Genomic DNA, 26771 nt, shown 5'->3' with positions numbered 1-26771 from the left:
AGATCCTCAGAGAATATGAGAGGATCAGAAGGCTTGTGCGGGCCGAGCCGTTTTCCTCATATCGATAACGGCCGAATTCGGGGTCGGTGATATGTGGATTAAACTTCCATGAGTTCGGATTCTTTTTTGCCTACTACTTCATCAACAGCGGCAACATATTTAGCTGTGAGCTTATCAAGTTCCTTTTCGGCAGAGTTGACTTCGTCCTCACCGGCGTCGCCGTCTTTTTGGATCTTCTTAAACTGATCCATCCCCTTGCGACGAATATTACGGATGGCAATCTTGCCATCCTCGCCTTTGGATTTAGCTAATTTAACCATATCCTTGCGACGCTCTTCGGTGAGCTGTGGGATGGTCACTCGCAGCACTTGTCCGTCGTTGGTCGGATTAACACCAAGATCGGAGTTGCGGATCGCATTCTCTATTTCGCCCATCATGGACATTTCATAAGGCTTGATCAGGAGCATTCTTGCTTCTGGCACCGAAATGGTCGACATTTGGGTGATCGGAGTGGGCACACCGTAGTAGTCTGCGATGACTCCATTGAACATGGCGGGATTAGCGCGACCGGTTCGAATGGTCACCAAATCCTCTCGGGTGTGCTCGACGGAGTTGCTCATGCGTTCTTCGCACTCGAGGAGAATATCGTCTAACATTTTTCCTTCTTCTATGTGTTGGTAATGGTATGCGTTATGGGGGAAATTCTTTTCTCCCATAACAATCTTTTGGGTACTGTGGCCCGACCGGGTGCAATGGTCGATGCCGACTTTTAAATCTAGCTACTGGTTGAGAGTCTGAGCCCAGGGCCTAGGATTTCACCAAGGTTCCAATTTTCTCGCCAGCAATAGCACGGGCAATATTGCCTTCGGTGAGGAGATTGAAGACGAGGATCGGCATATTATTGTCCATGCAGAGGGAGAAGGCGGTAGTATCGGCTACTTTGAGGCTCTTTTCTAGTACCTCACGAGGGGTTATAGACTCATACAGCACAGCGTTAGGATTCTGGCGGGGATCATCAGAATAGACCCCATCCACGCCCTTAGCCATCAGGAGCACCTCGCAGTCGATCTCGAGTGCGCGCTGTGCAGCTGTGGTATCCGTTGAGAAATAGGGCATACCCATCCCCGCCCCGAAGATAACCACTCGCCCTTTTTCCAGATGGCGCTTGGCACGCAGGGGCAGGTACGGTTCCGCTATTTGAGCCATATTGATGGACGTTTGTACGCGGCATTCAATACCTTCTCGTTCCAGAAAATCTTGCAGTGCGAGACAGTTCATGACGGTCCCCAGCATTCCCATATAATCGGAGCGATTACGGTCGAGGCCTCGCTGCTGTAATTGGGCGCCCCGGAAAAAATTGCCGCCGCCAATGACTACTGCGATTTGTGCTCCGGAGCGGGCAACCCCAGCGATTTGACGTGCCACATTGGAAACAACGTCTGGATCGATACCCACTGCTCCCCCGCCGAACATTTCACCACCCAGCTTAAGCATGACCCGCTTATAGCCAGTACGAGGTTCCTCAAATTCAGTTATTGTCATAGTCCACAGCGCCTTTCCTCATATTCAACGATCGCGGTTATCCTGCACTTCTCTTTAAGAGGGAAGACAAACCGCTTTGTGGAGTTCATCTCGTCCTCGCCACCAATTGACCGCGGTGAGGATGAGACAGCAGTCTCAAATTCTTTATTTTACCTTATCCCTGATAAAACCTTGGTTCCCTCGAGGACACAATCGTTCCTATGGACCCCTCACCTACCCAACCGATATAGCTGTATCAGGCGGTAAAAAGCGACTTCGCTCCCTCTATCTCCGTGCGGAGGGGAGGAAGCGAAGTCGCAGATTGGTCAGTGAATTACTTTTAGTGCTGGCCAACCTCGAAGCGGGCAAAAGCGGTAATGGTAACGCCAGCGGCGTCCATCAGTGCCTTGACAGTCTTCTTGCTATCCGCAACAGAAGGCTGCTCGAGAAGAACGACGTCCTTGTAGAAGCCGCCAAGACGGCCTTCTACAATTTTGGCGATTGCAGCCTCTGGCTTACCTTCGGCGCGAGTGATCTCTTCAGCGACGTGGCGCTCCTTATCCAAAACATCTTCTGGGATATCTTCGCGAGTTAGGTACTGAGCCTTGAGTGCAGCAATTTGCATCGCGGCGGAGTGAGCAGCCTCTTCAGCGGCCTCTCCTTCACCGGTGTAGGCAACCATGACACCGACTGATGGTGGCAGGTCAGCGGAACGGTGGTGCAGATAAACGGAAACCTTCTCACCGGCGAGGGTAACGGCGCGGCGGAGTTCGAGCTTCTCGCCGATTTTTGCCGAGAGTTCCAGGATTGCCTCACCAGCAGTCTTATCACCGAGAGGTGCAGCAGCCAGCTCCTCGGGGGTATTAGCATTCACGCGAGCAGCGGCATCGGCAACACTCTGGCCAAATTCTTTGAATTCAGCGTTCTTTGCCACGAAGTCGGTCTCGGCGTTAACCTCAACCATTGTATTGCCAGAGACCGCGATGAGACCTTCGGATGCGTTGCGCTCTGCACGCTTTCCGACATCTTTAGCGCCTTTAATGCGCAGAATTTCGACGGCCTTCTCAAAGTCACCGTCGGTTTCAGCCAACGCATTCTTGCAGGCCAGCATGCCGGATCCGGTGATTTCGCGCAGCTTCTTTACGTCTGCAGCGGTGTAGTTCGCCATAGGGGGCGATCCTCCTCAGTTGTTGGAATTTTTACTAATATCTCTGTGCCTAGAGTACTCATCATGGAGCAGACTCGCACTGAAATACGATGTATTTGTTTGTGATTCTTTCTCTGTTCCGCGTTTTAAGCGAAAGGAAAAGAATGAGCGCCCCACCAATATATATAGCCGCCAAAGTTTTCGTGGCTGAACCGGTGAGGCGCTGCATCTATAGTCTCGTTATCCCCTCGGGGCTTGGCTGTTATCGAGTAGGAGCTCGGAGGCTTGATGGTGGGAAGTACTTATTTGGCTTCAGCTTCCTGCTGCGCCTCTTTAGCTTCCTCAGCAACCTCGGCAGGGGCCTCCACCTTAGCGGCTACCTCTACCTTGTCCTCCTTCTCGCCAGCTGCGTCTTTAGCAGCTGCCAGAGCGCGCTCTTCGCGGGCTTTCTTGCCTTCAATAACGGCGTGAGAAATGACCCGGGTCAAAACTGCAATGGAACGGATAGCATCGTCGTTGCCAGGAACTGGGAAGTTCACAACGTCAGGGTCACAGTTGGTGTCAAGAATGGCAACCACTGGAATATTGAGCTTATGTGCCTCGGCTACGGCAATATGCTCCTTGTTGGTGTCAACTACCCACAAGGCGGAAGGAACTTTGGTCATATCGGCAATGCCACCAAGTACGCGCTCAAGCTTGGTCCGCTCACGGGTGAGCATGAGGACTTCCTTCTTCGTGCGGCCTTCGTAGCCGTTCTCAGCGGCATCCATGGCCTGCAATTCCTTCATGCGGTGCAGACGCTTGGAAACAGTCTGGAAGTTGGTGAGCATGCCACCCAACCAGCGGTGGTTCACATAGGGCATCCTAACGCGCTCGGCTTCGTTAGCAATGGGCTCTTGAGCCTGCTTTTTGGTTCCAACGTAGAGGATGGTGCCGCCGTGAGCGACGGTCTCTTTGACGAACTCATAAGCCTCATCGATGAACGTCAGGGTTTGCTGTAAGTCGATGATATAGATGCCATTGCGCTCGGTGAAGATAAAGCGACGCATCTTTGGGTTCCAACGACGAGTCTGGTGGCCGAAGTGCACACCAGAATCGAGAAGCTCGCGCATGGATACAACTGCCATGGTGCTTCCTTTCTCTAGTAATTTTGGTTATATATCACTGGGCTTTCCCCAGTTCCTAGCAGCCAGCACCGACAGTAACACCGTTACACCCTGAAATATTAGGATTCACGGACCATGTCACTGATCACCGGCGTATTCCTGGCACATCCCCACACAAAGTGCGTTTGATACGACTGGAGTACACGTGACTGCGCGAAATTTAAGCACGTGAATGCTAGGACATATCCAAGACGTATCCAAAGCACACACTGCCGTTGGTGAATTCTAGCGGAGCTAAGTAAGCTAATCAAGTCGAAAACCCGCCATATAGTCGGTCGACTTAATCTTTTTGAAAGGACACAGTTATCCACATTTGTGGCTCACAGCAGTTACGAGCACAGGCGCAGAGGCGGCCGTAGTGGTGCACTGTCATTATGGCTATGCTCACAAACATCAAATTGATCGTCATAATATCGGCGGGATTGAGTGTTCTCTCTATCGACGGCGTCGTCGCCGCGACTCCGAATGAACTCTATTCATCTAGCCAAGCGGCGTTCATAGACCCGATCACTGGCACTTCAACCGTCTCCTTTGTCATCCACGGCTTCGATGATCTCGAACACAACTGGCACGCTGGGCACCGCGGGGTGGATCTTCGCGCCAGTCGCGGAGCACCGGTTGTAGCTGCCGGTGAGGGGGAGGTATATTTTTCGGGCTCAGTTGCCGGAGTGCCGTCAATCTCTATCCAGCATCCGAACGGGGTACGCACCACCTATACGCCTGTCGACAGTACCCTCTCTAACGGAGATCCGGTGTATAAAGGTCAGGTCCTAGGAACCTTAGGAAATTCGGGGCGAGACCATGACGGATTGCACTGGGGTGCCAAAATAGCCTCCGATCGCTATATTGATCCACTTTCTCTTCTTGCGGATATAGATATCCGCCTCAAACCATGGAATCACATGAAAATCTGAAATCCACCGTCGACCCGTACAACATCAATACCCTCGTGACTACTAGGCTCGGGGATGCGATTGCTTGTAGGCCTCATAGAGCCGTTGGGAAGAGACATGGGTATAGATTTGCGTTGTGTTTAACGATGAATGACCTAAGAGTTCCTGCACCATTCGCAGGTCTGCACCACCGTCCAACATATGGGTGGCTGCACTATGGCGGACAGCGTGTGGCCCTAGCCCCGCGATGCGCAATTCCAGCCCGGCGCGCTCAACTAACCGCCGTACCACACGCGGATTAATACGTGCGCCTCTGGAACCGAGGAAGAAGGCGGGAGTGGATTCTTTGATTAACTCTGCTCGGGCTTGATCGCGGTAGGTTATAAGGCTTGTTCGGCACGGGTCTCCGAAGGGAACGACGCGCTGCTTATTGCCCTTGCCGGTGACTGTAACGACCATTCTGGTGAAGTCGAAGTCTCCCAAGTCGATACCGCAGAGTTCGGATACGCGGATTCCCGTGGCATAAAGAAGTTCCAAGATTGCGTGATCGCGCAGGTACTCCGGCTCGCGGGTGGCTGCGGAGGCTGTCATGAGTTGATTAATCTTAGGTGCGGGTACGACGTGGGGGAGATTGCGCGCCGGGGTGGGGCTTTGCAGGCGTTGGGCAATATCGCCTTGGATATAACCTTTTTTAAAAGCCCAGGTAGAAAAACTACGGATTGCAGCGATTCGTCTTGCCATGGTGGCCCGGGATTTTCCAGATTCAACCGCACCCGCAAGCCATGCCCGTAAATTTTTGAGACTGAAGTCCGTGAAGTTGCGGTAGGTGGCTGCAAAATCGCGCAGATCGGCGCGGTAACCTCTTACGGTCGCCGGTGAACGCCCCACCACAACTTCGAGGTGGGTGAGATAATCTGCTATTGCGGTCTCGAGTTGGCCGTATTCCTTATCTGAACCCGTCATATCTCTAGCGTAGGCGGATGTGAGCCTAAAGGTCTAGAGCACCGTTAGCTTTCGCCGCGAATCCAATAATTGCGCTTCCGGCTCACCATATTTTTCCCGTGCAATTCAATAAGGAGGTGCATGGTTAATCCCACGGGTAATCCTGCACGTTCGGCTATATCAGTTGCGCTTAATGGCTGCGTATGTGTGGAATCGTAGACCCGCAATTCGTTCCGAGAAAGTCTTTGGACCGCTGTGGGTGCAAAATCGAGCTCGTATTGTGCTTCGGGGTCGATGGTACCCAGAGGTTGTACGAGTTCTCTGACCTCGTTCGGGGATCGAACCATCTGCGCTTCACCAGTTTTTATTTTCTCCAAGCACCCAAAGGAATTGATATCCGTGATAGGGCCTGGAACTGCCATGGGCTGGCGGCCGAGACTTGCCGCCCACTGCAGGGTATTGAGAGCCCCGGAACGCCATGCGGCTTGAGTGACAACGGTTCCTTGCCCAAGAACTGCCGCGAGCCGGTTGCGCGTGAGGAAGCGGTGCCGATACGGCGGCGCATCTGGAGGGTATTCGCTGATGAGTGCCCCACCAGGGGATTTCGCTATGGACCGAAACAGTGCCCTATTTGCCGCTGGATAGCTTCGATTGATTCCGCATGCCTGAACGACCACGGTCGCTCCACCCGCGTTGAGAGCTGTAGCGTGTGCGATGGTGTCCACGCCGAGTGCTCCCCCGGAAATAATGGTCCATTGGTGTTTGACGAGCCCTGCAACCATGAGTTCAGTGACATCGCGTCCGTATGCGGAAACAGCGCGAGTTCCTACCACTGTCAGTGATTGAGCGGTTAGAGCACGAATATTTGCCCCCTTGACCCACAGTGCATGGGGCCTCGCTGCGTCAGGTTGCTGACCTTTTGGGGACTGGCTCATGCCACGCTCAGCGAACCCGAAGCCCGAATCAAAAAGCTCACCTGGCCATTCCTTGTCCTCGGGTGTTATTAATCTAGCGCCGCAGTCATGGGCTTTGTCTAGGTCCTCTTTCGCCCGATCAATATGATAGCGAGCGGCCGTTGCAGCCGCTAAGGAGCCGATCCACGGAGCCCGCTTTTTGACTCCACACGCAATCTCCTCAATATCATGGCCTTGATCGATCAGGGCTTGGAGATGCCGGCTGGGACCTTCGATGACGCGCGATAGATAGGCCCACGCTTCGATTCTTGAGTCAGATATTGGCATAAGATCTCTCCGATCCGCGCAGTTTACTGGCACGCGCGATATGATCTACCCCAGGCTGCGGCGCACCTTCGAGGTCGGCGAGGGTCCAAGCGATTTTTAAGATTCGATCAACTCCTCGTTGTGTGATGAGTCCGCGGGCTAGAAAACTACTCATCATCGCCATGGCTTCGTCGTCTGCGGGGTGGTTTCGGCGCACTACCGCTGGCTCCAATGTGGCATTGATCATTGGGCCGAAGCCCGCTTTTTCCCAACGATAACGCGCTCGACTTCGTGCTTGGCTCACCCGTTGGGCAATATTGGCAGAAGACTCGACAGTAGTCGCTGGGGTGACGGTTCCGCGGCTATGAGTCTTGGCATAGATATCGATCCGATCCCGCAGCGGTCCAGAAATATTAGCCAGGTACTTGGCCCGCGTAGTGGCGGAGCAGGTACATTCACTAACTTCATGTGCTGCACAGCGGCACAGGTTGGCGGCCATAATGAGCAGAAACTGTGCTGGTAATTCGATGATGCGGTGGCGGCGCTGCAAGCGCACGCATCCTTGTTCAAGGGGGACGCGAAGATGATCGAGCACCCTAGCGGGGATCTCCGAAACCTCATCGAGGAAGAGGACTCCGTGATGTGCCAGCGATGCCGCACCGGGCTTAGGGTGCCCATGTCCTCCTCCGATGAGTGCCGCCGCGCTCACGCTGTGATGTGGGGCTACGAAGGGGGCACGATATGCCTCATGGCTCATTCGCTGCCCTGCACGAGCATAGATCGCTGCGGTTTCAATGGCTTCCGCTTGATTCAAAGGGGGAAGAATAGTGGGGATTCGCTCGGCGATCATGGATTTTCCACTTCCCCTAGGCCCGGTTAAAAAGAGTGAGTGACCGCCAGCAGCCGCAATTTCGGCTGCCTCTTTCGCTACTGATTGATCCATGATCTGGTTCATATCAACGACACCCTGTGGTGGTGTCTGTGGGTTGGGGCAACTCGATACGGTTGGGAGGACTATATCCCCTCGTAGCCAAGCCACGATATCGCCGACAGTCTTCGCCGCCCTGATCTCAACGCCGATACCGGCGGCTACTTGAGCTTCTTCGATATTGGCATGAGGAATGATCGCTGTTGGTATTTTATTACGATGAGCGCACAGTATTCCAGGTAAGGTCCCACGAACCCCGCGGAGGCGACCATCTAAACCGATTTCTCCCACAATCAAGGTGCGAGCGGCGCGCCTATGAAGATCTGTGTCTCCCGATTGCGCAACTAAGATGGCGGTGGCTATAGCGGCATCGAAGTGGTTGCCCGTTTTGCTGATATCCCCGGGCAGGAGGTTCACCGTGATCTTAGTCTTCGGCCAAGGAAGGTTGCGATTGTGGGCGGCTGTTTTTATGCGATCTTTAGCCTCGATAACTGCGGCCGACGCCATCCCTACGATATAGGTTCCAGGCAGACCCGGCCCTATATTTGCTTCCACTTCTACGGGTATGGAGTTGATCCCATCAAAGGCTACTGAATAAGTTTTAGCGAGCACCCGAGTCCACCCCTCGATACCAGGTGATCTCAGCGAAGCGACCATCGCGTGTGACCACAGTGATAACGTCAAATCGCATGGGCAGGAAAATTCGCGTTTTCGCCCATAAAATCGCGGTGGCCCGCATCCGCCGTAGTTTCTTCTGATCTACTGCTTCAGCGGCTCCATAGGTGTAGGAGCTTCGAGTTTTCACTTCTACCACCACACGTATGCGGTGGAGGGGATCGTAGGCGATAATATCGATCTCTCCGCATGGATAGGCGATATTGCGACCAAGGATCTTAAGACCTCGCCGCCGCAGAAAATAGACGGCTGCGTTCTCGCCGACGGTGGCGAGTATTGGAGGTGGCAGTTGCTGAGTTGAAGAAGATAAAGAGGTTATAGACATTGGGGTGCTCTTCTCTAGCAAGGCATAAAACTTAAAGTGATTGGACGCAGATTTTTCTGCGCTCACTTCTTAGCGTTGACGAGAACGGGCACCGTGGCAAAGGTAAAATATGCTGGCAAACAGATTCTGTGGGATTCTGCTTAAAGGGTCCATATGGACCATAGCTATCATTGGTCTAAATGGACCCGTAAAAGATCGAGTTGCGTTGCCTCTAGTCAGGGATGACTAACTCAGGTTTATCTAGTTCTTCAATATTGACATCTTTGTACGTTATAACTCTCACGTAGCGAACAAAGCGTGCGGCTCGGTACATATCCCACACCCAGGCGTCGGACATCCGAACTTCATAGTAAACATCAGCGCCGTTGGTATGCGGGATGAGCTCCACCGCATTAGCAAGATAAAAGCGCCGATCAGTTTCTATCACATAGGAGAATTGACTAACCACATCCCGATACTCGCGGTATAGGGCTAGTTCGACATCAGCCTCATAATTCTCTAGATCTTCAGCGCTCATCAATCTGTTCCTCCCTTTGATGTGGGAAATTTTCTTGTGCCAGCCACTGCTTATGCGCTGCGGCTATATTTGCATAACTATAACGATGAATAGGGCTGGCTCCATGGAGGCGCACCGCGTGGATATGCTCACGGGTGCCATACCCTTTATGTCGGGCGAAATTATAGACAGGGTATTTCTCATGGAATTCCTCCATCACCGTATCCCGCGCGTATTTAGCCAGAACCGACGCGGCTGCAATGCACCGCGCTTGGCTATCGCCGCCGATAATCGGCAAGGAGGGCGCGGAAAAACCTTCAATGCGCAGGGCATCAGTCAGAATATATTGCGGGCTTAGTTTTAATTGAGCCACCGCTCGACGCATACCAGAAGTATTCGCATTCTGAATTCCGCGGATATCAATTTCTGGGGCGCTGATATGAACAATTGCGCTTGCGAGTGCGTAGCGGAGGATCAGTGGGTATAACTGGGCTCTTTTTACCGGTGTGAGTTTTTTGGAATCGGTTAATTCCGCGAGTTCGGCAATGGGATGAGAGGGTAATATGCACGCGGCGATTGTAATAGGGCCAGCGCAACTCCCCCGCCCTGCTTCGTCGACCCCCGCAACGGGCCCTAGACCTGCTTTGTCTAGGGCGACTTCGAAGGTGCGAAGATATTTCAGGGTGCGCATGGATAATATGGTTTACTAATTGGTGCCTAGGTCTACGTGCTCAATAAAACCAGTGCGCGGTAGGGGGAAGAGAATAAAGGATACTTTACCTTTCACATTATCTACGGGGATGGTTCCTTGGGTGTTGTCCCCCAAGTGGTAGCGCGAATCGGCTGAGTTGGTTCGGTTATCTCCCATCATGAAGAGGTGTTGGTCGGGTACTTTAACCGGGCCGAAATATGGGCCCCCGCATGCATCGGAACCAGTGTCAGGCGAAATTGGGTATTGAGGTGGGGTATTGATAAAGGAATCGTTTGTTCGCTTCCCGTCAACCATGACGCCGGAATCACCCGGCAAACACTGCACGGTTTGTCCTCCCGTAGCAATGACGCGCTTGACTAGATCGTTTTCATCTGGAGCGACGAATCCGATGAAGGCTCCTGCCTCCTGGAGACCAGAGATAAGAGGATTGGTGGAGCGCGAAGATACGAAATTCGTGTTCCATGAATCGGTACCCTTAAATACCACTACATCGCCTGGCTGAGGGTCATCGAATGCGTAGGTTATTTTCTCTACAAAGATGCGGTCGCCGAAGCAACCCGCGCATCCATGCAAAGTGGGTTCCATCGATTGCGAGGGTATGAGATAGATGCGGCCGACGAATACTTGTAGAATCGAAATGAAGATAATGGTGAGGAGAACAACCAGCGGTATCTCGATATACCAGGGCTTTTCCTTCTTCTCTTTCGGCTTCTTATCGTCGGGATCTTTCGCGCCCGATGCGTCATATTCTGGATGCTGATTCACACTGTGGAATCTTAGCAGCATCTCGTGCAGCGTCTGATTCCTATTGCTAGATATCGGATGACTAAGCTGAGCTGGCACCAACAAAAATCCTATGGGCGGATGGTCTCCGTACCCACAGGATGAATTCTTTTTACGCCAGAAAAATTAGCGCTTTTCGCGAATCTTGGCAGCCTTACCACGTAGATCACGCAGGTAGTACAGCTTAGCTCGGCGAACACGGCCCCGAGTGATCACGTCGATCTTTTCAATATTGGGGGTGTGCACTGGGAACGTACGCTCCACACCGATACCGAAGGACACCTTGCGGACGGTGAAAGTCTCACGGATGCCGGATCCCTGGCGGCGGATTACGACACCTTTGAAAATCTGCACACGAGACTTGCTGCCCTCAATAACCTTAACGTGGACGTCAAGAGTATCGCCGGCGCGGAAATCTGGGATATCGTCGCGCAATGAAGCTGCATCAACTTTGTCAAGAAGGTTCACAGTTAAACCAATCCTTTTCTTTTATAGGAAAGAGGAACCTAGCGGCACTTCCTTCTAAAAAACTTTTGGGCGCTCGTGCTGGTTCATATCCACTACAGAGTATTGAAGGCTGGCAAGAAACCAGACAACTGTGGGAATATTACCGTTGTTAGCTAGGAACATCAAGTTAGCTCAGGGAGGCCACCATCCGTCGCTTGCGGTCTCTTCAGCTCCCTCCTTTTCACCGCGCAGAGATCTGCTCCTTCGAGCGTGAGGAGAAATTCCTTGATGACCATGGGGGCTGCGAACCCGCCGAGTGAGTGCGCCGCTACGACGCGGTGACATGGGACGATGAGCAGGAGTGGATTGGCTCCAAGTGCGCGTCCCACCGCTCGGGCGGTTCTTGGTTTTCCAATAGCACGAGCTAATCCTCCGTAGGTGATCATCTCCCCCCTCGGAAGGGTTTGAAGGGCTCGGTATACACGCATCGCAAAGTCGGTTCCCTGAATCTCAGGCGTGATGAGACCTTCGTCAGGTTCGTCTCCGGCAAAATACTGAGCTAACCACTGTCGTAATCCAGCCGCAGCATGAGCTGGAACGGTATCATTCGAGATCTCATTCTCGTCGGGGAAGCCGCGCTGTTCGCGGTGCCACAAACCCACAATATGCGTTCCGCAGAAACGGGCCCGCAATTGTCCTACTGGAGAGTCGATATCGATGCTCGCATAGTTTGGTAGGCGCGCCATGGCGAGACTAGTTTTGTTCCAGGTTATTCTCCAGGCCGGCGCGTCGCATGGCATCAGCTAGAGAGCCGGAGGCCGACGCTTGCTGTTTCCTCTGCGGCTGTTTCTTATTAGGAGACCGCGTCGCTTTTTCATCTCGAAGGCGCATGCTGAGACTAATTCGATGGCGCTGGGGATCCACGTCGAGAACCTTCACGCGCACGACTTGGCCCGAACGGACAACCTCGTGGGGATCAGAGATAAATTTCTCACTCATAGCGGAAATATGCACTAATCCGTCTTGATGAACCCCAATATCAACAAATGCACCAAATTGGGCAACGTTGGTCACAGTTCCCTCTAGAATCATGCCTGGCTGGACGTCACCAATCGAGGTCACGCCTTCCTTAAAGACCGCCGTTTTGAATTCTGGGCGAGGATCTCGACCAGGCTTATCTAATTCAGCCAGAATATCTACCACGGTGGGAACACCGAACATATCGTCTGCGAAGTCAGCTGGATTGAGGGAGCTGAGAAGCCTGGTATTACCTATGAGGTCAGCAACGTCGAGGTTGGCGCTGCGTGCAATCGCGCGCACGACCGGATAAGCCTCTGGGTGCACGGCGGAAGCGTCGAGGGGATCTGCGGCACCGGTGACTCTTAAAAATCCAGCGCACTGTTCGAAGGCCCGCGGCCCCAGACGGGGTACGTTCTTGAGTGCAGCTCGAGAGCTGAAAGAACCATGCTCATTGCGGTAAGAAATGATGTGGCTGGCGATCGTTGGGGTGATACCAGCCACCTTGGTGAGCAAAGGATGGGAGGCGGTGTTGAGATCTACGCCGACCCCGTTGACGGCATCTTCAACGACGGCATCAAGAGTTGACGCTAACTTTGCCTGGTTGACATCATGCTGATACTGGCCCACCCCAATTGCCTTCGGATCGATCTTGACCAATTCGGCGAGGGGATCCTGCAAGCGCCGAGCAATGGAGACAGCGCCGCGCAGGGAGACATCCATATCGGGAAATTCCTGCGCTGCTAGTTCGGACGCAGAATACACCGAGGCACCAGACTCGCTCACGACCACTGGGATCGGGCGGGCTGCGCCGGATTGTGAGGTAGCAGCGGCAATTTCTGTTGCTAGTTTCTCCGTTTCTCTCGAGGCCGTTCCGTTGCCGATTGCGATTAGTTCCACTGCATAGTGTTGGCACAGGTGAGTGAGGTGCTGGCACGTCTTGTCCCACTGGTTGTGAGGCTGATGGGGATAGACCACAGCGGTATCGAGAACTTTTCCGGTGCCGTCGATCACCGCACATTTCACTCCGTGGCGATAGCCCGGATCCAAACCTAAAGTGGTGCGTTGACCCGCGGGCGCTGCAAGCAGGACATCTTTGAGATTGCGGGCAAAAACATCGAGGGCGCCTGCTTCGGCCTTCTCATTTAAGCGCATCCGCGTATCGAGGCTCGCACCGACATAAAGCTTGGTTTTCCAGCCCCATCGCACCGCGTGGTCGAGCCATGGATACCCAGCGGTGAGCCCCAGATGCTTCATGACCAGTCCGATATAGAATTCATCATCCCCCGGGTTTAATTCGAGCTTAAGAATCCCTTCTTTCTCTCCTCTCATGATCGCCAGAATGCGATGGGAAGGGAGGCTATGGAAGGGTTGGCAGAAATCGAAGTAGTCGGCGTATTTCGCCCCTTCCTCAGCTTTACCATCAATTAATTGTGAAGATAGTACTCCATTTCTAAACATGGCCTCGCGGATCTCAGTGAGCAGATCCGGGTAGAATGTCAACCGGTCAACAAAAATGGCAAGCGCACCTTTATGCACAGCCTTGATATCAGGGAAATCGGCGTGGATAAATCGCGCTGCATACTCATCTGGGTCATGGGGTTTATCGGTCATGAGCTCGTCGAGGAGGGCTTCGAGACCTGCTTCGCGTGCGGTATCAGCCTTGGTTTTCCGGCGCTTTTTATAGGGTGCGTAGAGATCTTCTAGGCGGGCTTTATTCTCGCATCCCGCAATGAGCTCACGCAGTGTGGGGGTAAGTTTGCCCTGCTCGTCGATGGCACTGAGGACAACGTGCTTACGGGCCTGAAATTCCTCTAAATATTGGCTGCGTTGGTGAATATGACGCAGTTGGGAATCGTCAAGTCCACCGGTGTGTTCCTTGCGATAACGGGCGATAAAGGGAACGGTATTTCCAGCGTCGATTAGCGCCAGGGCACGGCGAACTTGATCGGGGTCGACACTGAGTTCCGTGGCAATGGTCTCGACATGAAACGCTGCTGACTCACTCATGAGCGTTATTGTAGTCAGGCCAGAAATCGATTGTGAAAAGGAAAATACTACCGCCATCATGGACTTCGACGACGGTAGTATAGGAGGAAGGTTCTAGCCAGTATGCCCTTTCAGGAGGTCTGCAAAGCTTCTGACTTCGGGATTAATGGTGGTATTGGAGCTACGCTGCGGTAGTGAATCGTAATCGGGACCGAATCCAACAACTCCGGAGTTGGTGCTCACAATATGCTCTGCAAGTTCGGTAGCAGCACGGTTGACGCGGTGTTCGATCTCGCTGTCGGAACCGAAATCATCGGTGGCCACGAAGACCGCAGTTGGCACAACCACAGCTCTCATATAGGCAAATAGCGGGCGCATCGCATATTCGAGAGCGAGCGAATGCCGTGGGGTTCCCGCGGTAGCTGCGATCAAGACAGGCATCCGAGTTAATGCCTGCGGATCGAGAGTGTCAATGAACATCTTAAATAGCCCTGAGTAACTTGCCGCAAAGATGGGGGTTGCCGCCACCACAGCGTGAGCGTCGGTGACGTTGTCCATAGCCTCACGCAGTTTATCGGTATAGATACCTGTGGTCATCACCGTGGCAAGATCAGTTGCGTATTCGGTGAGGTTCACATACTCAACCTCAAGTCCCTCACCCCGCTTAGAAACCTGGGCCACCACCGATTGCGCAATACGTTCGGCCAAAAGCCTGGTACTCGAGGGGCTAGACATTCCAGCGTTAAGCACTAATAGTTTCTTCATCTCTATCTACTTTCCTTCAGCCGGAATAACGAGGCGATGGTACGAGTTCTCACCTTCAGCAACCAAGCTCGCGTGGGTTGGAGGATCGCTTGGTACGTGGGCGGGGCGACGAGCTTCGAATTCTTGTCGTAGTACTGGGGCGATTTCCTTACCCAGAATCTCGATCTGCTCGAGCACAACCTCCTGAGGAAGACCGGCATGGTCGATTAGGAACATCAAACGCTGGAAGTCGCCTACCGCATCGGCATAGCCGAGGTACCGTTCAATGATCTGTTCTGGGGTCCCCACCGTCAGTGGGGTCATGCGAGTGAAATCTTCCATAGAAGGCCCGTGTCCATATACTGGCGCCTCGTCGAAATAAGGGCGGAAAAACTCCTGAGCCTTACGCTCGGTTTCGGCAGCGAAGAATTGTCCCCCGAGACCGACTATTGCTTGATCGGCGGCACCGTGTCCGTAGTGCTCGAAACGCTGGCGATAGAGATTCACCATGCTGGCGGTATGTTCGATATTCCAAAATATATTGTTATGGAAAAACCCATCACCATAATAAGCTGCTTGCTCGGCAATCTCGGTGGAGCGGATGGAGCCGTGCCAGACAAAGGGGGCTACGTCGTCGAGGGGCCGCGGAACGGCTGTGAACTGTTGTAGTGGGGTGCGGAATTCCCCCTTCCAGTTGACCTTTTCCTCACGCCACAATCGACGTAAAAGGTGGTAATTTTCTACTGCTAATTCAATGCCTTTGCGGATATCTTTACCAAACCAAGGATAAACGGGGCCGGTATTACCACGGCCCATCATCAGGTCCACCCGGCCTTCCGCTAGATGCTGGACATACGCATAATCTTCAGCGATTCGAACGGGGTCGGTGGTGGTAATCAGAGTCGTAGCTGTGGTGAACTGGATATGACGAGTTTGAGCCGCTAAGTGAGCCATTAAGATGGGCGGATTCGCCGGAGCCACGAAAGGCGGGTTGTGGTGTTGCCCTGTACCGAAAACGTCGAGGCCTACTTCTTCGGCCTTCTTGGCTATGTCTACGGTGGCCTTAATGCGCTCGTGTTCGGTTGGGGTTGTACCTGTCGTTGGGTCTTTGGTTACGTCGCCGATTGAGAAAATTCCGATTTGCATAACCATAGAATAAATAAAAGTTGTAGACGTGTCAACAACTAGGGACTCTCAACCCTCATCCCCGGCTCACCACCACAAAATTTGCAGCTTAATGTTCTACCTCGACCGCTTGTTGTGCCTACACAGAGGTTAAGCACCGCTCATATCTAGCGAATCAGCTCTCCTCAGTTTTAAATTGGCAGATAGCATCGATGTGGGGATTTACACTTCCCTCCACACTGGTGCCATACCAGTAGGTTTGAGGGGGAAACGAGGAGCTTACAGCCTGGGTAGCCGCCTTCAAGTCCAACTTGGTTGATCCGTGGATCAGTACCCTAAATAGGACTTCAACCAAAGGAACGCGGCCCTCACGCTGTTCATATTCCGAAACCAGCATATTTTCCGGCTCGCAGCTCATGGTTACCGCCTCACTATGAATCGCACGCACTGTATAACCGTGCGATTTAAGAGCTACCGGTAAATCGGCCACGAGTTGATCGAGTGCCAACGGATCCATCAATACGGAAAGATCAGTTGTCACAGCTCGATTAGTCATCGAATTCCGTTCCTCGCTCTTTCTTTGTAGGTTGGTCGGCGAAGAAGGTGCATTCACGTAAAGCCTGCATATCTCGAGCACTCAACTCTACTGCGTCCAAGAGATCCGGGCGTACGAGATAAGTTCTTAAAAGAGCTTGATCGCGACGCCACCGCGCCACTTTTTGGTGATTACCGGAGAAAAGTACCTCCGGGACATCAAGATTACGCCACTGCCGCGGCTTGGTATAACTTGGCCCCTCAAGCAAACCAGTGGAAAAACTATCGTCCTCATGGCTGAGCTGATTGCCTAAGACGCCAGGAATCAATCTCACCACGGCTTCGGCAATGACTAAAGTAGCTACTTCCCCACCGATGAGAACATAATCACCAATGGAGACCTCACGCACCCGATAACGTTTGTGAGCGTCATCGATGACTCGCTGATCAATACCCTCATAACGCCCGCAGGCAAAGACGATATGATCTTCCACCGCAAATTCCTCTGCATCCCGCTGGCTAAAGGGTTTACCCGACGGGGTGGGAACCACAAGCAGGGGTCGAGGATCTCGACAATCCGCACGGGCTTCATCAAGGGTGGAGGAATTATCGCTGGACCTGTGACGGTGCGCCGTGGCGGAGCTAAGATCCTGAGCAGTGGAGAATAGTCCATCTCGCGTAGCTATATCGTCGAGGGCTGGCCCCCACACCGTCGGTTTCATGACCATACCAGGTCCTCCACCATAGGGAGTATCATCGACCGATTTATGCACATCATGAGCCCACTGGCGTAAATCATGCACGCCAACTTCAAGAATTTTCTGCTCAATAGCCTTCCCGAGGAGTGCATGGCGTAGTGGCTCAAGATATTCGGGGAATATTGTGATGATATCAAGACGCATTACAGATCCAGGAGCCCTTCGGGAGGGGTAATAACCAGGAAGCCAGATTCGAGGTTAATATCTGGCACGATGGCGTGCACAAAAGGTATCAGCGCCTCTTTGCCCGAACGCAACCGTACTTCAAGTAGTTCACCTGCTGGTCCGTGGCTTACTCCGATAACCTCGCCAATATGTAGACCGTTATGGTGGACCTCCAGACCTTCCAATTCGTGGTCATAAAAGGCCTCTTCGTCATCCTCAGCATCAAGGGGCTCGGCATAAAAGTGAGTGCCGCGCAAACTATCCGCTTGAGTGCGGTCAGCAATTTCTTCAAATTTAATTAATAACCGATGCTGATGTGGCCTGAGACTCTCAATAGTTAATACGCTATCCTTGCGGCCCTGACGAGCCTTCAGGGGCTCACCGACCCGAAACCGAAGCTCCGGATCATCAGTGGTTATCTCTACAGCCACTTCGCCCTTGATCCCGTGGGATTTTACTACCTTGCCAATCATCAATTCCATGGTCAATACCATAGCAAACACTGCTTAGAGCATAATCCCTGGGCATAAATTTTGGCGCAGAACTATCGGGACTGAACTATAGTGGCGGGTATGAATACTGAGCCCGTACATACCCCAGAGACTTTCGGCAACCTCGACCGCACCGACAGCGGTCTCACCGTCATCGACGCCCCGCAGGCAGCACCACAACCGCACGGGGATAAACCCGGGGTGCAAAGGGTAGCTCGAGCAAATGGCGCGAATATCATTCTCTTTAATTTCGCCCCAGGCCAAGAGCTCAAAGATCACAAGGCAGCGCACCCCATCACAGTGCAATGTTTAGCCGGCTCACTTGTCTTCGGCTGTCATGGCGATAATATCGTCCTAACCCCTGGACGTGTTATTCACTTGGATGCGCATACGGTCCACCGCGTGAGTTGTCCGACCGATGCCGCAGCTGAGAATATTCTGCTTCTCACCATGCTCACACCGGTTAAGGTTTAGCTAGCGCCCTTGCAAAGCACTGAGATTTTCGGCAGCAGCCTCGTAGAGCTCATTGATAATCGGATCATTGAATTCTCCATTTTCCACCATATCGATAACATTGCGATAGCACAGAGCTGCCGATTCGTTCTCCCCTAGTTCCTCGCGCACAGCACCCATCTCGTAGGTGGCATAAATCAGTGGCGTCCGGTGGGCGGGATCGGGGGAATGCTCGGCAATCTCGACACAGCGACCTAAGTAGTAAATGGCACTGGACCAATCCCCTTCGCTCTGCGCAAATATTCCACAATCGTATAGGTACCTTACCGCTTCGGTAACCGATGACACCATGTCGAGACCGTGGCGATCCAGTTCCACGTGCTCCCAAATATTTCGAACGAGAAATTCTACCGCTTCGTTAATCTGCTCGATTTTCAGCGCCCGGTAGATATCGCTCATAGCTTCTTCACAGTGACCATCCTGATATAAGCGTTGGGCTCGTTCGGCAAGAACCAAGGCTAATAGAGAACGCCCACGATGAGACTCCTCGTACGAATCTGCTGCAAAATGAGCGGCTCGTTCCCCAAGAAACGTGGTGGCGGTGGCGTTATCTCCCGTCTTCAGCGCTTCGGCATGTAAATAGAGAGCTAGAATAACTCCGTAATCGCTGACAGGGGCGCGCTTTTCATAGTCAGCGAGAATATCTAAAGCTTCCTCTGTGGCTACACCAGGTTCGACAGTGACCAAACACTCGATGCGCATGGCTTGGAGTTCGTGGTGGGTTGTCAGAGACAGAAACTCTTGGCCGACTTTAGCGTCGTCGCGCTCCTGCTCCGGACGCGCGTCCCAATCGTAGAATTCCATTAATCGATCAATCTCAATCAATGCCTCTGGGTAACGCGCCCCAGCCATGAGATAGAGAGCATACTTCTTGCGCGCAATGAATTCGACCCCGGGACTATCCTGCATGAGCGCTAAATCGGCAAGAGTCCGCGTGTGCTCCTGGAGCACGGGGAGGATAACGGGATCCTGTATGGCACCTGACGATTCCACGCTATCGAGAAACTCGATATAGAAGTCAAGACGCGCGCTCGTATTCCGAACTTCTGGCCAGGAGAGGACACGCTCATAACAGTGGATCCGTTCCAAGCCATCAAGAAGCGCGAGATTTCTTTCTAAGATAGCCACAATAGAATCAGGAACCATGGAAAAGAGCACATCGCGACGTTCGCCCAACCACGGTATAAAAACTCGCAAAAATTTGCGACCTTGCCACGTATTTTCCAACATAGTTAAAAGCTGCAAACCAGTGAACTCGTGAGCTGGTTCTAAAGCGATCGAGTTCAGTCGCTGCAGTAACTGGGCGACGGGAGTGGTATAGCCAGGCTCCGTCTGTAGGCGCGCATATTCGAGCCAGCACCACCCACTATTGCCGGAAAAAGGGAGAGAAGAGGCCTTCAGGGCGTGCTCTTTTACCCTGTCCCATCGATTAAATTCGGCGTGCATCTCACACAGATAGATGTGAATACGACCCTGTTGCGCATCGTCGACCGTAGCAAGTAATTTCTCTAGTTTCTCGATCGCATCCTCGATATCACGATCGAGACCGCTGGCAGCGAGATGCAGACATTCCTCTATGGGATCCACTCTCAAGTTCTCCCTTCCCAAGGGTTAACAAAGCCCTTTTCAGTGCCTCGCCATCATTCTAGATCACGGATGCACACCGAAAAGGGCTGCGAAAAAATTAGGAAGAATTACTCTGAATCCTCGACTGATTCCTCAGCTTTAGCTTCTTCCTTAGCTTTAGCTTCTGCTTCTGCCTTAGCCTTAGCGTCAGCTTCTTCCTTAGCCTTACGCTTCTTTTCCGTAATAGCCTCAGCAGTAGGGCCCTCATTAGCCTCAGCGAGTGCCTTGTTGAAGAGCTCGAGCTTGGAAGGCTTCTCTTCTGCCACCTTCAAGGTACCTTCAGCACCAGGTAGTCCCTTAAACTTCTGCCAATCGCCTGTCACCTTTAGCAGAGCGAGAACAGGCTCGGTAGGTTGAGCACCCACGCTCAACCAGTACTGAGCACGCTCAGAGTCGATCTGGATGACAGATGGGTCTTCTTTGGGTTGGTAAATGCCAAGGTTCTCAATGACCTTACCATCGCGTCGAGTGCGAGCATCAGCCACAACCACGCGGTATTGAGGAGTGCGAATCTTACCGAGACGCTGGAGCTTAATCTTGACAGCCATGAAGGCTTCCTTTCAGTCACTGGGCCGTTCAGACACCGGAAAATATACCGGCCGGTTGCGACCCTTTCGTATTTATCCTGCGATGTGACGTACCGTTCGGCCGGAGCCGGAGGCGGTGTAATCTGCAGGTTGCGGGGTTATCTAAAATCGTAGATAACCCCGCCAAGACTAGTACACCTCCTGTATTCGGGTCAAACTAGCGCCCTTTGCCAAAGTCGAGATTATTCAGATCGATATTTTCCATACCCTTGGGCATCTGGGGAAAACCGCCGCCCATTTGCTGCTGCATTCTTTGTAATTCCGCAAGATCAGGCATACCCTGACCTTGACGCTTCGGGGCCTTCCGCTTCCCGTTCTTCTTCCGACGACCCTTAGCTTGCTTCTTGGTGGCGCTTCGATTAGGAAAGCCTCCTGGCATACCCATGGAGCCAGCCATCTTTCCCATCATCTTTTTGGCTTCGAAGAAACGGTCAATCAGCTGATTGACGTCGCTCACACTCACTCCGGAGCCACGTGCAATTCGCTTGCGGCGGGAAGCATTCAGAATTTTGGGGTTTTCACGCTCAGCGGGGGTCATACCACGAATAATTGCTTGGATGCGATCGAGCTGTTTCTCATCGACCATATCCGCGACCTTGGCCATCTGCGAGCCCCCAGGCAGCATCTTCAGAAGATTGCCTATTGGCCCCATCTTGCGGATCATCAGCATTTGATTAAGGAAGTCCTCGAGCGTGAGCTCACCCGAAGCGAGCTTGCCCGCAGCATCCATAGCTTGTTCTTGGTCGATGGACTTTTCGGCCTGTTCGATCAAGGAAAGCACATCGCCCATGCCGAGGATTCGGCTGGACATGCGATCAGGGTGGAAAACGTCGAAATCTTCGAGCTTCTCACCTGTGGAAGCGAACATAATCGGTTTGCCGGTGACTTCGCGAATCGAAAGCGCTGCACCACCTCGGGCATCACCATCGAGCTTGGTGAGCACTACGCCCGTGAAATCAACGCCGTCACGGAAGGCCTGCGCGGTATGCACCGCGTCCTGGCCAATCATGGCATCGATGACAAAGAGCACCTCATCAGGGTTGATAGCATCACGGATCCCGCGTGCTTGGTCCATGAGAGTCTCATCGATACCAAGGCGTCCAGCAGTATCGACTATCACCACGTCGTGCATTTTGGTTTTGGCATGGGCGATACCAGCGGCGGCCACCTCGATCGGATCCGCATGGGAGGTGCCCATTTCATGATCGACGGTATCAATGGAGGTTCCTGGATCTGGAGCGAAGGTCGGAACCCCAGCGCGGTCGCCGACGATTTCAAGCTGCTGCACTGCACCAGGGCGCTGTAGGTCGCAGGCCACTAAAACTGGAGTGTGACCTTGATCTTTCAGGTATTTTGCAAGTTTGCCGGCGAGAGTAGTCTTACCCGCTCCTTGAAGACCAGCGAGCATGATAACCGTGGGAGGAGTTTTGGCTAGGCTGAGACGGCGGGTTTCCCCACCAAGTATGCCTGTGAGTTCTTGGTCGACGATCTTAATGACTTGCTCAGCTGGATTGAGAGCCTTGGAAACTTCGGCCCCAAGCGCGCGGTCTTTGATTCGAGAGATAAAGCCACGCACGACGGGGAGAGAAACATCGGCTTCGAGGAGGGCGAGTCGAATCTCGCGAGCCACCGCATTGACGTCAGCTTCTGAGACGCGACCTTTTGATCGCAGCCCCGTGAGGGCTTTGCCGAGGCGGTCTGATAGAGATTCAAACACGTTACTACTCATCTCCTTAATATCTTATGCTCAGCCTCGCTCCGAGGTCTCCGCACAGTTCTCTTCCCACCTATACTAACCTCTGCTTAACACTCGGGTCACGTCACGGTCTACGGCAGCTCGCTCATATCCCGGTTTGAGCGAGCACACCACAATAATGGTTGCCCCTGGAGTAGAGATGCTCAGCCAGTGTAGATCGGGCAGAACCCCCATGAGGGTCCCCAGTGCGGCGCGCCGATCACTGGTACGAATTTCTAATATATCTCCGTGCCAGTAGGTGACTGGGTCGGAGCGCGTAACAGGTGGCAGCGCCGAATAAACTCCTGATTTATAGGCTTGGATGAATTCTCCCTTATCGAAACCAGTGCCTAGCGTGTTGTAGACGGTCAATTCAGCGATGATCTTCCCCCGTGATCCATCGTCGATAAAGTCTGCTTCAGTAATTGTCCATCCTTTAGCTGCGATGAGGGCAAAAAGCCTAATACTCTCTCGCCAGTACTCCCCTTCCCAGCAGATTCTGGCTTGGGATTCTTCTCCTCCTAACAGGTCCAAACCCGCGCGATAGCGAATAACCGGAGGCCGTGGTTGATGGCTGTGCAACTGAGCACGAGCTTTGGAAATGAGCAGCCTCGAGCCCGATTGCAGAGCTGGGGACCACACACCAGGACCGGTAGCTTGGGCATCTGCGGCTACTAAGACCTCTAATAACTCGAGAACAAGGAAATTGTATCCAAGGGTGTCTAAAAGCGTGTCGCGGATATTATCGGATTCAATGTCCTGGGTTGCGATGAGCCTTGGAATAAGAGTGTGATGCAGAACAACGGCGTGGACCACCGCTTGATCTTGAGCTGAGAGCTTTAAAGTCTGGGCCATCTCGACAACCATCTGCGCCCCAACCTCCTGATGACTTCGGTGGTGACCTTTGCCAATATCATGGTAGAGGGCAGATAGGAAAAGGAGGTCAGGACGGGAGACACGGCCCCGAGACCGAGCACAAAACTCTAGGACCTTAAGGCTATGTCGATCCACGGTGTGGATGTGGGTAGGTTCTCTGGGCAACATTCCCCGAATACGCCCCCAACCAGGGCAAATATTTTCCCATAACCCGTATTCGTCGAGCTCCAGAATCACCCGAGCGCTATGATCTGGTGAGGAAAGAAGAGCAAAGAAATCCCCTGTCATCGTTTTCGTCCATTCATGGCGATTCGCCCTGGGGACGGTGATGAGCTGACGCCAGACCGAGCGTCGAATGGGCATTCCAGTTCGTGCGCCAGCCGCAGCTACGCGAAGCACCAGCCCTGGGTCGCCGAGATTCGGTTGCCGGGCGAGTGTAATCTCGCCATTCTCCTCAACAACGTCGATATCGAGAGGGCGACGCTGGGCACTTCGCGCAGGGGAATTACGGCGCAGCAGATGCCTCGTCGACGCTAGAGCGGTAGTCAGAGCACCATCGATGCGGTGGGCTGCGTGAGCGAGATCCCGAGAGAGCGCATACCGGTCTGAGTAGCCCAGATCTTCTGCGACATCCACAGCGAATTCCGGATCCAGCACATCGCGTGCGCGCCGGGCATGGTAATGCAAGAGGGTGCGCGAATCCACTAATAAAGCACGTTCTTTGGATAGATCGGGGATATCGACCATATGGCCAAGGGCTAGAGCACGCAAAAATTCGTGATCGCGCAGACCCCCACGTCCATGTTTTAGATCCGGTCGCGTCATCGCAACGACAGAGCCAGAACGTCGCCACCGTGCGATGGCAAGGTCGACAAAAGCATTAAAGTTCCGGTTGAGATGGACTCGCCACCTACGCAGCACAGCGTCCCTGGTGGCCGACGTTAATTCTTTATCGCCGCGAATATGCTTGAGTTCTAATAGAGCCAATGCCGCGGTGGGATCGGAGTTGACTAATGAGACACACTCATCTCTGGTGCGCACCGCGTGATCGAGGCGGAAGGATGCATCCCATACTGGATACCACAGGTCCTGAAGATTCTCAGCGGCAATGGTGCCATCATAAATAAGCACCAGGTCCAGATCTGATTGCGGCTGCAGTTCACCGCGTGCCAGCGAGCCGGTGGCAGCGAGTGCGCTCCCTTTCGGGAGGCGGATATTGGCGAGGACGTGTGCGGCACGGGCTCTCGCGCGGTCACGGATATCGTGAGCACGCACAGAGCTAAATTGCCGCGGAGCCGCGCTCACCAGTACGCACGCGAACGACATCCAGCACGTTGGTGACCCAGACTTTACCGTCACCAATCTTACCGGTATGGGCTGCGTCGACGATGGCTGTGACGACATCGTCAATGATGGGATCCTCAACAACGACTTCGATTTTTACCTTGGGTACGAAGTCAATAGCATATTCGGCACCTCGGTAAACCTCGTTGTGGCCTTTTTGCTGACCGAATCCTTGAGCCTCGGTGACAGTCATAGCGTGAACTCCCACCTGCTCAAGCGCATCCTTGATATCCATCAATGTAAATGGTTTAACAATGGCAGTGACGAGCTTCATTATTTGTCCTTGCTAGGCTCCGTTAAGCCCACTGAAAATCTTTTGGGTACTCCCCAAAATAGTAGCCTAGCCAGCCTCCTGGCGGGGAGGCTGGCTAGGTGTCAAGAATGACCTTTTACTAACTACTAGTCATAGCGACCTCAGCCGAGGAGCGCATCAACGAAACTTTCTACTTCGAATGGAGCGAGGTCGTCGGCACCTTCACCCAAGCCCACAAGCTTGACTGGAACACCTAGGTTCTCTTGGACTTGGAAAACTATCCCACCTTTGGCTGTGCCATCGAGCTTGGTCAGCACCACACCAGTGATATTAACCACTTCACCGAAAACCTTGGCCTGATTTAAACCGTTTTGACCCGTCGTAGCATCGAGAACAAGCAGCACTTCATCGACGTTAGTCTTCTTTTCCACAACTCGTTTGACTTTGGCAAGCTGATCCATCAGATTGGCGGAATTGTGAAGTCGCCCAGCGGTGTCGATGACCACCACATCGGCTTTGTGGTCCACTCCACGTGAGACAGCATCGAAAGCTACGGATGCCGGATCGGCAGCCTCTGCACCGCGAACGACCTCTGCTCCAACCCGACGCCCCCAAGCTTCGAGCTGATCAGCTGCTGCGGCACGGAAGGTGTCGGCGGCACCGAGAAGCACCTTATGCCCCATCGATACCAGTACGCGCGCTAATTTACCGGTGGTTGTTGTCTTACCCGTCCCATTGACGCCGACCATCAAGATAATCGCCGGTTTACCTCCATAAGGGATAGCCTTAAGGGAACGATCCATGTCGGGCTTGCATGCTTTAATAAGGCATTCTCGAAGCATAGAACGCGCTTGAGCTTCAGATTCCACTCCACGGACCGCGATCATATCCCGTAGCTCTTCCACCACAGTCATGGTGATCGCCACCCCGAGGTCAGCTTGAATGAGCTCAGCTTCAATATCCTCCCACGCTTCTTCATTGAGATCGCCGGCAGAGAGTATTCCCAGCACAGATTGTCCAAAAACATTCTGCGAGCGCGCCAGTCGACCGCGCAGTCGACCCATGCGACCGGCTGCGGGAGCTATATCGTCGATGGTGTCTTCCACTCGAGCGCTTTCTGGGTAGCGATCAACAAGCCCATCGAGCCTTTCAGAGCTCGTGCTTACTTCTCCGTGAGCGGAGATATTAGCGGGTTCCACTAGCCCGGTTGGTGCGGTGTCTGAAGTGTCAGCAGCGTCCTCGGCTTTGTCATCACCGTCATTTTCTTCCAAGGCTGCGATATCTTCGAAATCAACGAGCTCGACGAAATTATCATCTAAATCATCGGCTACGCCCTCTGTATCAGCATCTACCGACCCGTTGTCTGGTAGTGCCTCGTCGGCCGCTGTGACAAGCTCAGCTTCCGGCTTAAAATCGCTCGAGATATCCGGCTTGAGATCCTTGGCACCGTCCGACGGCGGTATGGGGGCTAGTGGCTCCACCGTGGAGATCGGTGTTTGATCGGCTCCAGGAGGTTGCGGTGGATCGAGCAGCTCAGGGTGTTTCTCGGCTGGGGCGAATTGAAAGCCTCCATGAGCCTGATAATTTCCAGATTTTTGCTCTTGAGTTAGTTCTTTGGGTTGATCATCATCGGGTTTCTGGAACGCGATTGTTTTGGTTTTTCTACGTTTTAAGCCAATAACGATCAGGATGGCAACAATGATTGCCACCACGACGGCAGCTAGGATGATCCCATAGAGCGGTTCGATAGTCATGCTCC

27 protein-coding genes are annotated in these 26771 nt (G+C 53.2%); 2 read left to right on the top strand and 25 right to left on the bottom strand.

Features of this window, described 5'->3' with window-relative positions:
- Positions 1-98: 98 nt before the first annotated feature.
- The 4 genes from frr to rpsB all read right to left on the bottom strand — a co-directional run bounded on the left by frr (position 99) and on the right by rpsB (position 3795).
- Positions 99-656, bottom strand: coding sequence for a ribosome recycling factor (gene frr / locus NXT00_RS00615; RefSeq protein WP_259076296.1), 558 nt, complete (start codon positions 654-656; stop codon positions 99-101).
- A gap of 151 nt (positions 657-807) precedes the next feature.
- Complete coding sequence (pyrH, locus tag NXT00_RS00610) at positions 808-1542, bottom strand: UMP kinase (protein WP_259076295.1); 735 nt, start codon at positions 1540-1542, stop codon at positions 808-810.
- Positions 1543-1861: 319 nt separating this feature from the next.
- Positions 1862-2689 carry a translation elongation factor Ts gene (gene tsf, locus NXT00_RS00605; protein WP_259076294.1) on the bottom strand — a complete coding sequence of 276 codons (828 nt, stop codon included), beginning with the start codon at positions 2687-2689 and terminating at the stop codon, positions 1862-1864.
- Between the two features lie 281 nt (positions 2690-2970).
- Entirely contained in the window at positions 2971-3795 is an 825-nt protein-coding gene (rpsB, locus tag NXT00_RS00600; protein ID WP_259157664.1) for a 30S ribosomal protein S2, read from the bottom strand.
- A 413-nt stretch (positions 3796-4208) separates the two neighbouring features.
- On the opposite strand from rpsB, the gene NXT00_RS00595 reads away from it, so the two are divergent.
- Entirely contained in the window at positions 4209-4748 is a 540-nt protein-coding gene (locus NXT00_RS00595; RefSeq protein WP_259076292.1) for a M23 family metallopeptidase, read from the top strand.
- 42 nt (positions 4749-4790) lie between these two features.
- Here NXT00_RS00595 and NXT00_RS00590 read toward each other — a convergent pair whose 3' ends face one another.
- The 15 genes from NXT00_RS00590 to rimM all read right to left on the bottom strand — a co-directional run bounded on the left by NXT00_RS00590 (position 4791) and on the right by rimM (position 18081).
- The gene (locus NXT00_RS00590; protein WP_259076291.1) at positions 4791-5690 is read right to left on the bottom strand and encodes a tyrosine recombinase XerC; all 900 of its coding nucleotides are present in this window, start codon (positions 5688-5690) and stop codon (positions 4791-4793) included.
- Between the two features lie 44 nt (positions 5691-5734).
- Positions 5735-6910, bottom strand: a complete 1176-nt coding sequence (locus NXT00_RS00585) for a DNA-processing protein DprA (protein ID WP_259157663.1) — start codon at positions 6908-6910, stop codon at positions 5735-5737.
- The gene (locus NXT00_RS00580; protein WP_259076289.1) at positions 6897-8429 is read right to left on the bottom strand and encodes a YifB family Mg chelatase-like AAA ATPase; all 1533 of its coding nucleotides are present in this window, start codon (positions 8427-8429) and stop codon (positions 6897-6899) included. Before NXT00_RS00580 ends, NXT00_RS00585 begins: the two co-directional genes overlap by 14 nt.
- Positions 8419-8817, bottom strand: a complete 399-nt coding sequence (locus NXT00_RS00575) for a YraN family protein (RefSeq protein WP_259157662.1) — start codon at positions 8815-8817, stop codon at positions 8419-8421. The genes NXT00_RS00580 and NXT00_RS00575 overlap by 11 nt, the downstream gene beginning before the upstream one ends.
- A gap of 211 nt (positions 8818-9028) precedes the next feature.
- Positions 9029-9334, bottom strand: coding sequence for a DUF2469 domain-containing protein (locus NXT00_RS00570; protein WP_259076287.1), 306 nt, complete (start codon positions 9332-9334; stop codon positions 9029-9031).
- On the bottom strand, positions 9324-10004 hold the full coding sequence (locus tag NXT00_RS00565) for a ribonuclease HII (RefSeq protein WP_259157661.1): 681 nt from the start codon (positions 10002-10004) through the stop codon (positions 9324-9326). The genes NXT00_RS00570 and NXT00_RS00565 overlap by 11 nt, the downstream gene beginning before the upstream one ends.
- A 15-nt stretch (positions 10005-10019) precedes the next feature.
- Positions 10020-10811 carry a signal peptidase I gene (gene lepB / locus NXT00_RS00560; RefSeq protein WP_396124884.1) on the bottom strand — a complete coding sequence of 264 codons (792 nt, stop codon included), beginning with the start codon at positions 10809-10811 and terminating at the stop codon, positions 10020-10022.
- 123 nt (positions 10812-10934) lie between these two features.
- Positions 10935-11276 (bottom strand): 50S ribosomal protein L19, encoded by a 342-nt coding sequence (gene rplS / locus NXT00_RS00555; protein ID WP_259076284.1) that lies wholly within the window; start codon positions 11274-11276, stop codon positions 10935-10937.
- A 161-nt stretch (positions 11277-11437) separates the two neighbouring features.
- Positions 11438-12001, bottom strand: coding sequence for a methylated-DNA--[protein]-cysteine S-methyltransferase (locus tag NXT00_RS00550; protein WP_259157660.1), 564 nt, complete (start codon positions 11999-12001; stop codon positions 11438-11440).
- Between the two features lie 7 nt (positions 12002-12008).
- Entirely contained in the window at positions 12009-14282 is a 2274-nt protein-coding gene (locus NXT00_RS00545; protein WP_259157659.1) for a Tex family protein, read from the bottom strand.
- A gap of 93 nt (positions 14283-14375) precedes the next feature.
- Positions 14376-15026, bottom strand: coding sequence for an FMN reductase (locus tag NXT00_RS00540; protein WP_259157657.1), 651 nt, complete (start codon positions 15024-15026; stop codon positions 14376-14378).
- A gap of 6 nt (positions 15027-15032) precedes the next feature.
- Positions 15033-16151, bottom strand: a complete 1119-nt coding sequence (locus tag NXT00_RS00535; RefSeq protein WP_259157656.1) for a CE1758 family FMN-dependent luciferase-like monooxygenase — start codon at positions 16149-16151, stop codon at positions 15033-15035.
- 154 nt (positions 16152-16305) lie between these two features.
- Complete coding sequence (locus NXT00_RS00530; RefSeq protein WP_259157655.1) at positions 16306-16686, bottom strand: hypothetical protein; 381 nt, start codon at positions 16684-16686, stop codon at positions 16306-16308.
- Positions 16679-17566 carry a tRNA (guanosine(37)-N1)-methyltransferase TrmD gene (trmD, locus tag NXT00_RS00525; RefSeq protein WP_259157654.1) on the bottom strand — a complete coding sequence of 296 codons (888 nt, stop codon included), beginning with the start codon at positions 17564-17566 and terminating at the stop codon, positions 16679-16681. Before trmD ends, NXT00_RS00530 begins: the two co-directional genes overlap by 8 nt.
- Entirely contained in the window at positions 17566-18081 is a 516-nt protein-coding gene (gene rimM, locus NXT00_RS00520; protein WP_396124681.1) for a ribosome maturation factor RimM, read from the bottom strand. Before rimM ends, trmD begins: the two co-directional genes overlap by 1 nt.
- Before the next feature lie 78 nt (positions 18082-18159).
- Between rimM and NXT00_RS00515 the strand changes: the two genes are divergently transcribed.
- Positions 18160-18552, top strand: coding sequence for a cupin domain-containing protein (locus NXT00_RS00515; RefSeq protein ID WP_259157653.1), 393 nt, complete (start codon positions 18160-18162; stop codon positions 18550-18552).
- On the opposite strand, the gene NXT00_RS00510 is transcribed toward NXT00_RS00515, so the two are convergent.
- From NXT00_RS00510 to ftsY, 6 genes are all read right to left on the bottom strand, one after another.
- Positions 18553-20178 carry a hypothetical protein gene (locus NXT00_RS00510; RefSeq protein WP_259157652.1) on the bottom strand — a complete coding sequence of 542 codons (1626 nt, stop codon included), beginning with the start codon at positions 20176-20178 and terminating at the stop codon, positions 18553-18555.
- Between the two features lie 107 nt (positions 20179-20285).
- Positions 20286-20765 (bottom strand): 30S ribosomal protein S16, encoded by a 480-nt coding sequence (gene rpsP / locus NXT00_RS00505; protein WP_259076271.1) that lies wholly within the window; start codon positions 20763-20765, stop codon positions 20286-20288.
- Positions 20766-20961: 196 nt separating this feature from the next.
- Positions 20962-22521, bottom strand: coding sequence for a signal recognition particle protein (gene ffh, locus NXT00_RS00500; protein WP_259077084.1), 1560 nt, complete (start codon positions 22519-22521; stop codon positions 20962-20964).
- 75 nt (positions 22522-22596) lie between these two features.
- Positions 22597-24741: a [protein-PII] uridylyltransferase gene (locus NXT00_RS00495; RefSeq protein WP_259157651.1), complete on the bottom strand. Its 2145-nt coding sequence runs from the start codon at positions 24739-24741 to the stop codon at positions 22597-22599.
- Positions 24695-25033: a P-II family nitrogen regulator gene (locus tag NXT00_RS00490; protein WP_259076267.1), complete on the bottom strand. Its 339-nt coding sequence runs from the start codon at positions 25031-25033 to the stop codon at positions 24695-24697. Before NXT00_RS00490 ends, NXT00_RS00495 begins: the two co-directional genes overlap by 47 nt.
- 140 nt (positions 25034-25173) lie before the next feature.
- Positions 25174-26766: a signal recognition particle-docking protein FtsY gene (ftsY, locus tag NXT00_RS00485; protein ID WP_259157650.1), complete on the bottom strand. Its 1593-nt coding sequence runs from the start codon at positions 26764-26766 to the stop codon at positions 25174-25176.
- Between the last annotated feature and the right edge of the window lie 5 nt (positions 26767-26771).

Origin of the sequence: Corynebacterium sp. ES2715-CONJ3, assembly GCF_024814365.1 — a bacterium.
Classification (GTDB): Bacteria; Actinomycetota; Actinomycetes; order Mycobacteriales; family Mycobacteriaceae; genus Corynebacterium.
This window is presented reverse-complemented; position numbering and strand designations above follow the sequence as displayed.